The organism is Streptomyces sp. WAC03905 (assembly GCF_057371075.1).
The window spans coordinates 4,294,011-4,306,967 of the sequence record NZ_JBXYDZ010000003.1 but is presented as its reverse complement, the minus strand read 5'-3'; the positions used below and the strand labels follow the sequence as shown (position 1 = coordinate 4,306,967).

General features: G+C 72.9%; 12 protein-coding genes and 1 pseudogene. 7 read left to right on the top strand and 6 right to left on the bottom strand.

Annotated features, from left to right (window positions below; translation table 11 throughout):
* The first annotated feature begins 36 nt into the window (after positions 1-36).
* Positions 37-1,398, top strand: coding sequence for an alpha,alpha-trehalose-phosphate synthase (UDP-forming) (locus AC2RP6_RS22070; RefSeq protein WP_486447739.1), 1,362 nt, complete (start codon positions 37-39; stop codon positions 1,396-1,398).
* A 78-nt stretch (positions 1,399-1,476) separates the two neighbouring features.
* Here AC2RP6_RS22070 and otsB read toward each other — a convergent pair.
* From otsB to AC2RP6_RS22055, 3 genes and pseudogenes are all read right to left on the bottom strand, one after another.
* A pseudogene (gene otsB / locus AC2RP6_RS22065) lies at positions 1,477-2,326 on the bottom strand (trehalose-phosphatase).
* 39 nt (positions 2,327-2,365) lie between these two features.
* Complete coding sequence (locus tag AC2RP6_RS22060) at positions 2,366-2,602, bottom strand: DUF3263 domain-containing protein (protein ID WP_183067937.1); 237 nt, start codon at positions 2,600-2,602, stop codon at positions 2,366-2,368.
* A 43-nt stretch (positions 2,603-2,645) separates the two neighbouring features.
* Positions 2,646-3,944 carry an extracellular solute-binding protein gene (locus AC2RP6_RS22055; RefSeq protein WP_486447738.1) on the bottom strand — a complete coding sequence of 433 codons (1,299 nt, stop codon included), beginning with the start codon at positions 3,942-3,944 and terminating at the stop codon, positions 2,646-2,648.
* Between the two features lie 176 nt (positions 3,945-4,120).
* Here AC2RP6_RS22055 and AC2RP6_RS22050 point away from each other — a divergent pair, with 176 nt between their 5' ends.
* The 3 genes from AC2RP6_RS22050 to AC2RP6_RS22040 all read left to right on the top strand — a co-directional run bounded on the left by AC2RP6_RS22050 (position 4,121) and on the right by AC2RP6_RS22040 (position 7,234).
* A complete protein-coding gene (locus AC2RP6_RS22050) occupies positions 4,121-5,053 on the top strand; it encodes an ROK family protein (RefSeq protein WP_486450400.1) in 933 nt (310 codons plus the stop codon).
* Positions 5,053-6,204, top strand: a complete 1,152-nt coding sequence (nagA, locus tag AC2RP6_RS22045) for an N-acetylglucosamine-6-phosphate deacetylase (RefSeq protein WP_486447737.1) — start codon at positions 5,053-5,055, stop codon at positions 6,202-6,204. The genes AC2RP6_RS22050 and nagA overlap by 1 nt, the downstream gene beginning before the upstream one ends.
* A gap of 112 nt (positions 6,205-6,316) precedes the next feature.
* Complete coding sequence (locus AC2RP6_RS22040; RefSeq protein ID WP_486447736.1) at positions 6,317-7,234, top strand: 1-phosphofructokinase family hexose kinase; 918 nt, start codon at positions 6,317-6,319, stop codon at positions 7,232-7,234.
* A gap of 18 nt (positions 7,235-7,252) precedes the next feature.
* On the opposite strand, the gene AC2RP6_RS22035 is transcribed toward AC2RP6_RS22040, so the two are convergent.
* Together AC2RP6_RS22035 and cdgB are read right to left on the bottom strand one after the other, a co-directional pair.
* On the bottom strand, positions 7,253-8,278 hold the full coding sequence (locus tag AC2RP6_RS22035) for a CBM35 domain-containing protein (protein WP_486447735.1): 1,026 nt from the start codon (positions 8,276-8,278) through the stop codon (positions 7,253-7,255).
* A gap of 68 nt (positions 8,279-8,346) precedes the next feature.
* On the bottom strand, positions 8,347-10,113 hold the full coding sequence (gene cdgB, locus AC2RP6_RS22030) for a diguanylate cyclase CdgB (protein WP_486447734.1): 1,767 nt from the start codon (positions 10,111-10,113) through the stop codon (positions 8,347-8,349).
* 301 nt (positions 10,114-10,414) lie between these two features.
* Here cdgB and AC2RP6_RS22025 point away from each other — a divergent pair, with 301 nt between their 5' ends.
* On the top strand, positions 10,415-10,981 hold the full coding sequence (locus AC2RP6_RS22025; protein WP_486447733.1) for a flavin reductase family protein: 567 nt from the start codon (positions 10,415-10,417) through the stop codon (positions 10,979-10,981).
* Positions 10,982-11,141: 160 nt separating this feature from the next.
* Here the strand turns inward: AC2RP6_RS22025 and arfB are convergent, their stop codons facing one another.
* Positions 11,142-11,567, bottom strand: coding sequence for an alternative ribosome rescue aminoacyl-tRNA hydrolase ArfB (gene arfB, locus AC2RP6_RS22020; RefSeq protein ID WP_030663206.1), 426 nt, complete (start codon positions 11,565-11,567; stop codon positions 11,142-11,144).
* A 156-nt stretch (positions 11,568-11,723) separates the two neighbouring features.
* On the opposite strand from arfB, the gene AC2RP6_RS22015 reads away from it, so the two are divergent.
* Positions 11,724-12,299, top strand: coding sequence for a TerD family protein (locus AC2RP6_RS22015; RefSeq protein WP_030031143.1), 576 nt, complete (start codon positions 11,724-11,726; stop codon positions 12,297-12,299).
* Positions 12,300-12,411: 112 nt separating this feature from the next.
* Positions 12,412-12,936, top strand: coding sequence for a GNAT family N-acetyltransferase (locus tag AC2RP6_RS22010; protein WP_486447732.1), 525 nt, complete (start codon positions 12,412-12,414; stop codon positions 12,934-12,936).
* The last annotated feature ends 21 nt before the right edge of the window (positions 12,937-12,957 follow it).

Below are 12,957 nucleotides of genomic sequence, written 5' to 3'. Positions count from 1 at the left end.
CGTTTGAGCGAGCGCGGGCCGGGCTAGGTTCGGCGCATGGCTTCTCAGGTACTCGTCGCGGCGAACCGCGGCCCGCTCTCCTACACCCTCTCCGACGACGGCACCCTCAGTGCCCGGCGCGGCGGGGGCGGTCTCGTGTCCGGACTCTCGGCGGCCCTCGCGGAGCAGCCGGGGGCCCTGTGGATCTGCGCGGCGCTGTCGGACGCGGACCGGGAGGCGGTCCGCAGGGACGTCTCCGAACCGGGCGTCCGGATGCTGGACATCGATCCCACGATGTACGACGACGCGTACAACGGCATCGCGAACTCGGTGCTGTGGTTCACCCACCACCACCTCTACGACGTGCCGCGCGAGCCGGTCTTCGACGCGGAGTTCCGGCGCCGGTGGGCCTCGTACGCGGCGTACAACGAGGCCTTCGCACGCGCCCTCGCCGAGGAGGCGGAGCAGGGGGCCCGCGTCCTGGTGCAGGACTACCACCTGGCGCTGGTCCCGGGCCGGCTGCGGGAACTGCGTCCGGACCTGCGGATCGCGCACTTCACGCACACGCCGTGGGCGTCGCGGGAGTTCCTGGACATGCTCCCGGGCGACGTCCGGGAGCAGCTGGTGCGGGGGATGGCCGGGGCGGACGTGGTGGGCTTCCACACCCGGGCCTGGGCCGACGCCTTCGCGGACGCCGCGCACCCCGACGACGAACGCCGCGTGGCCGTCTTCCCGCTGGGCGTGGACGCCGACGAGCTGCGGGCGCTCGCGCACCGGCCGGAGGTGGACGAGAAGCTGGCGGAGCTGCGGGCCGAGGTCGCGGGCCGCAGGACGATCGCCCGGGTGGACCGGACGGAGCTGTCGAAGAACATCCTGCGGGGCCTGCACGCCTACCGGGAGCTGCTGACGGTCCGGCCCGAATGGCGCGGCCGGGTGGTGCACCTGGCCTCGGCGTACCCGTCGCGGCAGGACCTTAAGGTGTACCGGGACTACACCGCGGCCGTCTCGGAGCTGGCCGCGGACATCAACGCGGAGTTCGGCACGGAGGACTGGCAGCCGGTGCTGGTGTCGGTGAAGGACGACTTCGCGCGCTCGCTGGCGGTCTACCGGATGGCGGACGTGGCGCTGGTCAACCCGGTGCGGGACGGGATGAACCTGGTGGCGAAGGAGATCCCGGTGGTGTCGGAGGCGGGCTGCGCGGTGGTGCTGTCGACGGGGGCGGGGGCGTACGAGGAGCTGCGCGAGGACGCGCTGACGGTGAACCCGTACGACGTGTCGGCGACGGCCGAGGCGTTGCACGCGGCGCTCTCCATGCCGGATGCCGAGCGCGAGGAGCGCACCAAGCGCCTGGCGGCCGCCGCGACCGCCCTCCCCCCGGCCGCCTGGTTCCGCGCCCAGCTCACGGCCCTGGAGGCCTGACGGATTCGGCCCCGCCTGCGTTCGAGGCACGGGGCCCGGGGCGGCGCCCCCGCAGCGGCGCCGCCCGGCAGCGAAGGGTCAGCTCCGCAGGGCCACGGCCAGGGCGGCCAGGAAGGTGGCCACGGAGCCCGGTCCGGGGAGGACGAGGTCGGCGCGGGCGGCGAGTTCGGGCACTTCCGCCGAGCCGCTGCACACCAGCAGCCCCGGCAGTCCCTCGGCCCTGCGCTTCTCGACGGCCGAGTACGCGGCGAGGTCGCCCAGGTCGTCCCCGGCGTAGAGCACCGTCTCGGCGTCCCGTTCCGCCAGGAACTCCGTCAGGGCGACGCCCTTGTCCATGCCCGGGGGCCTGAGCTTCCAGGACCGCCCGCCCCGGCTCGACCATCAGCCCGTGCCGGGCGGCCAGCTCGGTCAGGGGCTCCCGCAGCGCCGCGAAGGCCGCCGCCGGGTCCTCGGCGCGGCGGGTGTGGACGGCGAGCGCCCGGCCCTTCTCCTCGATCCAGGTGCCGCGCCAGGCACCGATCGAGTCCAGGAACCCGGGCAGCTCGGCCCGTACCGCCGCCACCCCGGGGTGCTCGGCGGGGGCGTGGACTATGCCCGTCACGGCGTCCCAGCGTTCCGCGCCGTAGTGGCCGAGGACCACGAGGTGCTCCAGTCCGGGCACCCCGGCGAAGCCGCCGTAGCGGACCGCGACGCCCGCCGGGCGTCCGGTGACCACGGCCACCGAGTCCACTTCGGGGGCGAGCGCGGAGAGCGCGGGAACGGCTTCGGGATGTGCCCTGGCCTGGTCCGGGTCCGGGACGATGTCGGCGAGGGTGCCGTCGAAGTCCAGGGCGACCACGGACCGGCGGGGTGCGCGGAGCAGGGCTTCGAGCCCCTCGCGTCCGGCTGCGGTGTCGGGCATCGGCAGGTCGTGCGGATGGGTCCCCATACGCACGACCCTAACGGGCCGGGGGGACGACGGCTACGGCTACCGCCTCGCTCGCTGGGCTTCGCGGATCCTGCGCAGGCGGTTGACGGTGCCCGGGGCGTGGGCCAGTGCCCGCGGGTCGTCCATGAGGGCGTTGAGCAGCTGGTAGTAGCGGACGGGGGTCATCCCCAGTCCTTCCCGTATGGCCCGTTCCTTGGCTCCGGGCCCCGGCCACGTGCGTCCCTCGTACGCGAGCACCGCGGCCTCCGTGGCCGTCAGCCGCCCCTCGTCCGTCATACCGCCACACTAACGCCGCCGTCCGACAGTCGGCGGCGCCGGGTCAGCGCGGGTCCGCCGCGCGGGCCGCCGTGGCGATGTCCTCCAGCACCTTGGCGGGCTGTCCGCCGGGCTGGACGGTCCTGCCGATGTTCTGCTTGATGTCCTCGCTGACGCCCGCCCAGGACTTCTTGCCGGCCGGGTACAGGCGTGAGCCGGGCAGCGCCGCCAGGAAGGGCTTCAGCCGGACCGCGGGACCGCTGGTGGCGGCCTGCTTCGCCTGGTAGCCCGTGGTGGTGGCCGGCAGCAGGTCGTACTTGTCGGTGAAGGCGGTCACGTTGTCCGGCTGGTACAGGTAGTCCAGGAACTTGCCGGTCTCGGCGCGGTGGCCGTTCTTGAAGGCCATCACCCAGTCGGCGACGCCCATGGCGGGCTGCGGGGAGCCGTCGGACGTCGGCAGGGTGACCATGCCGTACTTCACGCCCTTGGCCTCGGCCTGCTTCATCAGCGTCGGGTGGCCGTTGAGCATGCCGACCTCGCCTTTGGTGAAGGCCTCGAAGGCGGCCTGCCGGTCCAGCCCGCCCGGCTCCACCGGGCCGGTGAGGCCCTGTCCGACCATCTTGTCGCGCAGGAATTCCAGCGTCTTGACGTTGTCGGCGGAGTCGAGGGAGTAGCCCTCTTCGTTGTCGGTGTAGCCGCCGCCGCCCGCGAGCATCCACATCATCGTCTCGGCCTGCGCCTCCTCGCGGCCCAGCGGCAGCGCGAAGGGGGTGGGGACGTTCGCCGCCTTGAGCTTCTTGGCCGCGGCCTCCAGGTCCGCCCAGCTCTTCGGCTGCCAGCCCTTGGCGTCCTTGCCGATCACACCGGCGTCGGTGAGGAGCTTCTCGTTGTAGAAGAGCAGCCGGGTGCTGGAGACGAAGGGCATGCCGTACTGGGTCTGCTTGACCTTGCCGGCGTCGGCGAGCGGGGCGAGGAAGTCGGCCTCGGTCTTCACCGAGAGCAGCTCGGCCGTGGAGTACAGCTTGTCGGCGGCGGCGTAGTCGGCGTAGGCGCCGATCTGCGCGATGTCGGGGGCCTTGCCGGCCTTGACCATCTCGGCGACCTTGGCGTCGACCTCGGACCACGAGAAGACCTGGACCTCGACCTTGATGCCGGGGTGGTCCTTGTGGAAGCCGTCGGCGAGGCCCTTCCAGTAGGCCGTCGAGGAGTTCTGCGGATTGTCCCCGTAGTCGGCCGCCACGACCCGGAGGGTCACCTCGTTGTCTCCGGTGAGTCCGTCGACGGCTCCGCAGCCCGTCAGCGTCACAGCGGTCAGGCACAGCGCGGCGCCCGACGCGGCCAGGCTCAGGTAACGGCCCTTCACAGGTATCGATCCACCCCTTGTTGTACGTACGATCCACGTAAGGTCTACACCACTTTGGCGGCTCGTCCACATCGGGCTCCCCATCAGCACGCCCGATTTGTATGGTCACTCAACAATCCCCCTCAATGGACTAGACCTTTCCCCGCCGAGCACGCGAGACTGTCTCTGTGAAACCCGTGAAACACGTCATCGCCCTCGATGTGGGCGGCACCGGGATGAAGGCCGCCCTCGTCGCCGCCGACGGCACCCTGCTGCACGAAGCGCGCCGCGCCACCGGCCGCGAGCGGGGCGCCGACGCCGTCGTCGAGACGATCCAGGACTTCGCCGCCGAGCTCCTCGCCACCGGCCGGGAACGCTTCGGACGGGCCGCCTCGGCCGCCGGCGTCGCCGTCCCCGGCATCGTCGACGCCGACCACGGGATCGCCGTCTACGCGGCGAACCTCGGCTGGCGCGACGTACCGCTGCGCGCGCTGCTCACCGCGCGCCTCGGCGGCATCCCCGTGGCCCTCGGCCACGACGTGCGCACGGGCGGACTGGCCGAAGGCCGCATCGGCGCCGGCCGGGGCGCCGACCGCTTCCTCTTCGTGCCGCTCGGCACCGGCATCGCCGGCGCCATCGGCATCGCCGGCCGCATCGAGGCCGGCGCCCACGGGTACGCGGGCGAGATCGGACACATCGTGGTCCGCCCCGGCGGCCCCGACTGCGGCTGCGGCCAGCGCGGCTGCCTGGAGACCCTCGCCTCCGCGGCCGCCGTCAGCCGCGCCTGGGCGGCCGCCTCCGGCGACCCGGCGGCCGACGCCGCCGACTGCGCCAAGGCCGTCGAATCCGGCGACGCACGCGCCCACGAGGTCTGGCTGGCCGCGGTCGCCGCCCTCGCCGACGGGCTGGTCACCGCGATCACCCTGCTGGACCCGCGCACGCTGATCATCGGTGGCGGGCTCGCCGAGGCCGGGGAAACCTTGTTCACACCACTACGGAAGGCCGTGGAGGAGCGCGTGACGTTCCAGCGGCTCCCCCACATCGTGCCGGCGGCCCTCGGGGACACCGCCGGCTGCCTGGGCGCAGGGCTGCTCGCCTGGGACCTACTCGCCACGGAGGTACCGGCCTGATGTCCGGAAGCGCACACAGCACCGTTCTCTCCGGCGCCAGGGTGGTGCTGCCCACCGGGACCGTGGCGGGCGGCCGGGTCATCGTCGACGGCGACCGCATCGCCGGCAGCGCGCGCGAGGACGCCGGGATCGTCGACCTGACCGGCCACTGGATCGTCCCCGGCTTCGTCGACATGCACAACCACGGCGGCGGCGGCGCCTCGTTCACCTCGGGCACCGCCGAGGACGTGCTCCGGGGCGTACGCACCCACCGCGCGCACGGCACGACCACCCTGGTCGCCTCCACCGTCACCGGCGACCTGGACGAACTGGCCCGGCGGGCCGGGCTGCTGGCCGAACTGACGCAGGCGGGCGAGATCGCCGGCATCCACTTCGAAGGGCCCTTCATCAACCCCTGCCGCAAGGGCGCGCACAAGGAGGACCTGCTCCGCGACCCCGACCCGGCCGAGGTCCGCAAGCTCATCGACGCCGCGCACGGCGCCGCCCGCATGTTCACCCTGGCCACCGAACTGCCGGGCGGCCTCGACTCCGTACGGCTGCTCGCCGAGCACGGGGTCGTCGCCGCGATCGGCCACACCGACGCCAGCTACGAGCAGACGCGCGCCGCCATCGACGCGGGCGCGACCGTCGCCACCCACCTCTTCAACGCGATGCCCGCGCTCGCCCACCGCGAACCCGGCCCGATCGCCGCCCTCCTGGAGGACGAACGCATCACCGTCGAGCTGATCAACGACGGCACGCACCTGCACCCCGCCGCCCTCGAACTGGCCTTCCACCACGCGGGCGCGCACCGCGTGGCGCTGATCACCGACGCCATGGACGCGGCCGGCTTCGGCGACGGGACCTACCACCTCGGCCCGCTGGAGGTCGAGGTCAAGGGCGGGGTGGCCCGCCTCGTCGAGGGCGGCTCCATCGCCGGCTCGACGCTCACCCTGGACACCGCCTTCAAGCGCTCGGTGACCCTCGACGAACTGCCGGTGGAGTCCGTGGTCCAGGCGATCTCCGCCAACCCGGCCAAGCTGCTCGGCCTGTACGACGAGATCGGCTCGCTGGAGCCCGGCAAGTACGCGGACCTCGTCGTCCTGGACGCCGCCTTCGACGTGCGGGGCGTCATGCGGCGCGGCGAATGGGTCGTCAGCCCCGGCCTCTGAAAGCGGCCCTGACGGCCGAGCGGCTGGAGCGGACGAGGCGGTCGGCCCCCGGGACTGGGCCGACCGCCTCGTGTTTGGCATGATCCCGGCAGCAACAGACCCGGGAGTGCCCATGATCCTGACCGTGACGCTCAACACCGCGCTCGACGTCACGTACCGCGTGCCGCGGCTGCTTCCGCACGCCTCGCACCGGGTCACCACCGTCACCGAACGGCCCGGCGGCAAGGGGCTCAACGTCGCCCGCGTCCTGGCCGCCCTCGGACACGAGGTGACCGCCACGGGCTTCGCCGGCGGCCCGGTCGGCTCCGTCGTACGGAACATGCTGGCGGGCTCCCCCGGGGTGGTGGACGCCCTGCTGCCCTGCGCGGGCGCCTCGCGCCGAACCCTGGCCGTGGTCGACGAAACCTCCGGCGACACCACGCAGTTCAACGAACCGGGCCCGCTCATCACGTCCGCCGAGTGGTCCCGGTTCCTCGCGCACTACGAGGCGCTCGTCGCCCGGGCGCGGGCGGTCGCCCTGTGCGGCAGCCTCCCGCCGGGCGTGCCCGTCGGCGCGTACGCCGTGCTCGTACGGGCCGCCCGCGCGGCCGGGGTCCCCGTACTCCTGGACACCAGCGGCGAGGCCCTGCGGCGCGGAATCGCAGCCCGCCCCGAGATCATCAAGCCGAACGCCGCCGAACTGGCCGAGCTCACCGGCTCCCGCGACCCGCTCCCCGCCACCCGCGACGCCCGCCGCCGCGGCGCGCACGCCGTGGTCACCTCACTGGGCCCGGGCGGCCTGCTGGCCGCCACCGCCGAGGGCACCTGGCAGGCGGCCCCGCCGCGCCCGCTGTCCGGCAATCCCACCGGAGCCGGCGACTCCGCCGTGGCCGGCCTGCTGTCCGCCCTCACCGAGGGCCTCGACTGGCCGGCCCGCCTCACCCGCGCGGTCTCCCTCTCGGCGGCCACCGTCCTGGCCCCGGTGGCGGGCGAGTTCGACCCCCGCACCTACGAGGAGGTCCGGGGGTCGGTGAAGGTCACACCCGCCTGAATCCGGCGGTGGGCCGGGTCAGCCCTGTTCGAGCCAGAGCTGGTCGAGGACGACGTCGCACTGGTTGTTGGCCTCGCACGAGATCTTGATCGTGTTGGGGCCCTGCTTGAGGTCCACCAGCGAGTAGGTGTTCGTCCACCCCTTGGCCCAGTCGCCCGCGGCGGCCTTGGAGAAGTTCGCCATGTTGACCGGCCGGGTCTGCGCCTCGCCGTTGACGGTCAGCGTGGTGTTGGCGTCCTTGCCGGGCACCCCGTAGGTCATCTTCAGCTTGTACTTGCCCGCCTTCGGCACGTCCACCGACCACGTGGCCGCCGCACCGATCGCGTTCAGGCCGGTCACGTACTGGCCGTTCTCGCTCTTGGCACCCGGCAGCGTGTTCTGCAGGTTCGCGCCGCCCGTGAGGGACATGCCGCTGCCGCCGAAGTCGGCCTTCGGCAGCGGGGCCTGGGAGGGCTTCGTGCTCGGGGCGGGGCTCGCCGGGTCCTGCGGGGCCGCCGACTGCTGGCCGCCGTTCGCGGTGTCCTGGGGCTTCTCGTCCTTGTCCTTGTCGCCGAAGGCGAGGGCCGCGCCGATGCCGATCACCACGGCGCCGACCACCGCGACGGCCGCGATCAGCAGACCGCGCCGGCCGGACGCACCGGCACCGCCGCGACCGCCGTGGCCACCGTGACCGCCGCCGGGATGCCCCATCGTCTGGGTCTGCGAAGCCTGCGGCTGCTGCGGAACGCCGTAGCCGCCCGCCTGGAGCGCCTCGGGGGCCTGGTACTGGGCCTGGTAGCCGGGGCTCTGCTGGGGCACGGGGCCGCGCCCGCCGCCGTTCCTGCGCTCGCCGACCGTCCGCACCTGGTGGTGCGAGGTACGGGGGACGCCGGGCTGCGCACCGGGGTGACCGCCGGACGACCCGCCGGGGTAGCCGTACCCGCCGCCCGACGTGGGCGGGGTGGCGCCGGCCGCCTGGCCATCCTCGTAGAGATAGCCGAACGGATCATCGTCCTCGGGCTTGTTCGCCCCACCGTGCGAGCCGTTGTTCGCGGGCGTCGTCATCGCAGGTCACTCCTTTCGACCCACGGGAGCCTACCCCGAACAGGTGCACCTACGGGCGACGGACCGGCTCAGCCCGCCCGGCGGTGCGCCTTGGAACGGGACCTCTTCTCGATGTACATCCGCTGGTCGGCGGAGCGCAGCACCTCGTCCGCCGACATGCCGCAGCTGGCCCAGCCGATCCCGAAACTGGCGCCGACGCGCACCGCACGGCCGTCCACGCGGATCGGCGGGATGATCGCGTTGCGCAGCCGGACGGCGAGGTCCGCGGCGTCCGCGGCACCGAGGCCGTCGGCCAGGACGACGAATTCGTCACCCCCCAGCCGGGCGACGGTGTCCCCGTCCCTGACGCCCGTCGTCAGCCGCCGGGCGACCTCGATCAGGACCGCGTCACCGGTGTGGTGCCCGAACCGGTCGTTGATCGACTTGAAGCCGTCGAGGTCGCAGAAGAGCACCGCGAGCCCCTTCGTCCCGTCGTCGACGTCCGTGGCGGGCGCCACCGTGTGCACGTGGTGGTCGTACGGCCCGTCCGTGGGGGCGGTCGGCGCGCCGGGGAAGTCGAAGGGATCGGCGCCGCCGTACCGGTCGGGGCCGTCGGGCTGAAAGCCGTGCTCACCGGCACCACCCGCCTCCGCCCGCACCTCGTACCCGTCGGGGCCGACCTGGCCCGGCTGACCCGCCTGGCCCGGCTGCCCGCCGTATCCGTCCCGCCCCTCGAAGGCCGCGTCCAGGGCCTCGATCGCGCTCGCCCGCGCCGACTGCGGCCTGCGGCACAGCCGCGCGCCGAGCCGCGCCCGCAGCTCGGCGCTGTTGGGCAGGCCGGTCAGCGAGTCGTGGCTGGCCCGGTGGGCGAGCTGGAGCTCGTGGCGCTTGCGCTCCTCGATGTCCTCGACGTGCGTCAGCAGGAAGCGCGGCCCGTCGGCGGCGTCCGCCACGACGGAGTTGCGCAGCGAGACCCAGACGTACGTGCCGTCCCGGCGGCCCAGGCGCAGCTCGGCGCGGCCGCCCTCGGCGGAGGTGCGCAGCAGGGTGCCGATGTCCTCGGGGTGGACCAGGTCGGAGAAGGAGTAGCGGCGCAGTACGGAGGCGGGGCGGCCGAGCAGCCGGCACAGGGCGTCGTTGGTGCGCAGCAGCCGCCCGTGCTGGTCCCCGCCCATCTCGGCGATGGCCATGCCGCTGGGCGCGTACTCGAAGGCCTGGCGGAACGACTCTTCACTTGCGCGGAGCGCCTGTTGCTCGCGTTCCAGCCGGACGAGGGCGCGCTGCATGTTCGCCCGGAGCCTGGCATTGCTGATCGCAATCGCCGCCTGGAAGGCGTACATCTGGAGCGCTTCGCGGCCCCAGGCCCCGGGCCGGCGGCCGTTGCGCGGCCTGTCCACCGAAATGACACCCAGAAGTTCCCCGCCGGACGCGTACATGGGGGCGTAGAGCCGGTCCTCCGGGTGCCACTCGTCCTCGAAGCGCGGATCGGGGCCGTCGGTGTGCCATTGGGGGACGTCGTCCTCCAGGAGGACCCAGCCCTCGGTGTGCGGGATGAAGCGGAGTCCGTCCCAGCACTCACCCATCGTCAGACGGCGTTCCCACGAGGCGCGGGACCCCACGCGACCTGTGATGAGTGCCTCCGCGGCGGGGTCGCCGGCGAATGCGGCGACGACCAGATCGCCGTCCGGGCGAACGAGGTTGACACAGGCGAGTTCATAGCCGAGGCCCACGACGATGCCGTCCACGACGGTCTGCAGAGTGTCCGCCAGGCTCCGGGCCGTATTGAGATCGGCCACCACCCGGTGCAGCTGCCGCAGGGTCGCAAGACGGACGTACGGCTCCGACTCGGTCTCCATTGCTCGCTCTCCCCGAGACCTCGACAGCAACTCCAGGTTTGTCATCGGCGTTTCGTTGCGGTGTCCCGTCCACTGAATCACAGTGAGCTGTGCGGCAGGTACACAGGGTCAACAAATCTTGCCCTCTGTGACTCAAGTCACATGAGATGAATAACGGTGCGCGTTGCGGAGGTTCGGACTGGGAGCGCTCCCCCTCATTCTCGTGAGCAAACGATACGCCTGGGCCTAGGCCGAGGGGTGGGGGCGCGACTCGGACCAGGGCCCGATGTGCGCCACGGGAGGGCGAGATTAGCGTTTCACCGTGCTGAAGACGACCCCCGTACCCGTCCCGCCCGACGCCAGCCCCCATGCTGAGGGGGTGAGCAACGACGAGTTCCGCGACGCGATGTCCCGGCTGGCCGCGGGCGTGTGCCTGATCACCGCCCACGAGCCCCCGCTGACGGCCGACGGCCCGCGCGGCGAGGACGTCGGCATGACGGCGACCGCCTTCATGTCCGTGTCCCTGGAGCCGCCCCTGGTGCTGGTGAGCCTGCGCGAGGGCTCCCGCATGGACGACCTGCTGGCGGACCAGCCGCTGTGGGCGGTCTCCGTCCTCGCCGACCACCAGCTCCAGATCGCCGGCCGTTTCGCCATGAAGGGGCGCATCAGCGACCGGCTGCTCTTCGCCGACCTCCCGTACGCACGGGGCGAGGCCTCCGGCGCGCCCCTGCTCAGCGGCGCCCTCGCCACCCTGGAGTGCCGTACGGAGAAACGCGTCGAGGCGGGTGACCACACGCTGGTCATCGGCCGGGTCCTGACGGCCGCGCTGCCGTCCCCGGACTCGGCGCCCCTGACGTACTTCCGCGGGCGCTACCGGCACCTGGGCTGAACCCGGCCCGCGCTCCCTTCCCGGCCACCGCACCGGCCACGGCCAGCGGACCGGCCACGGCCACCGGGCCTGCTTCGGCCGGCGAACCGGCCACGGCCGGCAGCGGACCGGGTACGGCCACCGGTCGCGGTCGCCCCCTTCGGCCGACGAAGCCCCGCCGCTACCAGTCCCGGCCGGTGCGGCCCCGCTTGGTCTCGGCCCGCGCCTTCTTCTCCCGCAGCCGCCGCTCGTTGATCCCGCGCGGGATCTTCGTCGGCCGGCGCTGCTTGGGCGGCGGCGCCGTCGCCTCGGCCAGCAGCGAGGCCAGCCGGACCAGCGCCATCTCCCGGTTGCGCAGCTGCGAGCGGTGCTCGGAGGCACGTACGGTCACCACCCCGCCCACCAGCCGGCCGGCGAGGCGCTCCAGCGCCCGTTCCTTCCACACCTCGGGCAGCGCCTTGGTCGCCGCCAGGTCGAACAGCAGCTCCACGCGCGAGTCCGACGTGTTCACGTGCTGCCCGCCGGGCCCGGAGGACCGCGAGAAACGCCAGGAGAGCTCCCCCTCGGGGAGCGCGACCGAACCGCGGATGACATAAGGACCAGGCATGCCCCTATGATCCGTGCCCGCCCGGTCCGCGTCACCCGCATTTGCCGTCATCCGGAATGCGGAGCGGGAACCCGACGGGCCTCTCGTCGCGTTATAGGGGTCAGCGGTAGTTTGACCGCCTGTACGTGCATGTCGGATGAGGAAAGGGACATTCCCATGGCTGTCAGCCTGTCCAAGGGCGGCAACGTCTCGCTCACGAAGGAGGCCCCGGGCCTCGCTGCCGTCACGGTCGGTCTCGGCTGGGACGTCCGCACCACGACCGGTGTCGACTTCGACCTCGACGCCTCGGCCATCGCCGTCAACGCGACGGGCAAGGTCGTCTCCGACGGCCACTTCGTCTTCTTCAACAACAAGTCCACCCCGGACCAGACCATCGTCCACACCGGTGACAACCGCACCGGCGAGGGCGCGGGCGACGACGAGGCCATCAACGTCAACCTCGCGGGCCTCCCCGCCGACGTGGACAAGATCGTCTTCCCGGTCTCGATCTACGACGCCGAGAGCCGCAGCCAGAACTTCGGCCAGGTCCGCAACGCCTACATCCGCGTGGTGAACCAGGCCGGCGGCGCCGAGATCGCCCGCTACGACCTCTCCGAGGACGCGGCGACCGAGACCGCCATGGTCTTCGGCGAGCTCTACCGCAACGGCGCGGAGTGGAAGTTCCGCGCGGTCGGCCAGGGCTACGCCTCCGGCCTCACCGGCATCGCCCAGGACTTCGGCGTCAACGTCTGAGCCGTCCTGCTCCGCAGGACCGGGCCGGCCGCCGAGGCCGGCCCCGGGACACCGGCGCGGGCGAAGCCCCCTCCCGGCCGTCCGGGGAGGGGGCTTCGCTACCGTTCCACAGGTGATCCTCCAACCGCTGGTCCCCGTGGACGGCGCCCTCCCGGGCCCGGTCCTGACCGAGATCGCCGCCCTCTACTCGACCAACCACGCGTTCTTCGAACTCAGCGGCGACTTCCCCGATCCGAACCGCATCACGGTGGAACAGGTCGCGGCCGCCCTCGCCGACGAACTCGCCCACGACAGCGCCGAGATCCTCCTCGCCCGCAGCGCGGGACGCCTCGTCGGCCTCGCCGCCACCCTCGCCCACGACCCGGCCGCCGCCCCCGCGGACGACGACCCGTGGATCGGCCTGCTGCTCATCGACGCCACCGCACACCGCGAGGGATACGGCCGCGCCGTGGCCACCCTCGTCGAGGACCGCTTCCGCGCCGCCGGACGCATCGGCCTGCAGATCGCCGTACTGGACAACAACCCGAAGGCCCTGGCCTTCTGGCGCTCCCAGGGCTACTCCCCCCTGCGCCGGGCCAAGGACCGCGAACTGGGCCGCGACTGCACGGTGCTGCGCAAGCCCCTCGGCCCGGCCTAGGTCCGACAGGACCTAGGGCCC

Bases quoted from the DNA above. Each gene is read 5' to 3' on its own strand.
- AC2RP6_RS22035 (WP_486447735.1), bottom strand. From the start codon at position 8,278: ATGACGACGCCCGCGAACAACGGCTCGCACGGTGGGGCGAACAAGCCC.
- AC2RP6_RS22015 (WP_030031143.1), top strand. From the start codon at position 11,724: ATGGCTGTCAGCCTGTCCAAGGGCGGCAACGTCTCGCTCACGAAGGAG.
- arfB (WP_030663206.1), bottom strand. From the start codon at position 11,567: ATGCCTGGTCCTTATGTCATCCGCGGTTCGGTCGCGCTCCCCGAGGGG.
- nagA (WP_486447737.1), top strand. From the start codon at position 5,053: ATGTCCGGAAGCGCACACAGCACCGTTCTCTCCGGCGCCAGGGTGGTG.
- cdgB (WP_486447734.1), bottom strand. From the start codon at position 10,113: ATGGAGACCGAGTCGGAGCCGTACGTCCGTCTTGCGACCCTGCGGCAG.
- AC2RP6_RS22040 (WP_486447736.1), top strand. From the start codon at position 6,317: ATGATCCTGACCGTGACGCTCAACACCGCGCTCGACGTCACGTACCGC.
- AC2RP6_RS22060 (WP_183067937.1), bottom strand. From the start codon at position 2,602: ATGACGGACGAGGGGCGGCTGACGGCCACGGAGGCCGCGGTGCTCGCG.
- AC2RP6_RS22070 (WP_486447739.1), top strand. From the start codon at position 37: ATGGCTTCTCAGGTACTCGTCGCGGCGAACCGCGGCCCGCTCTCCTAC.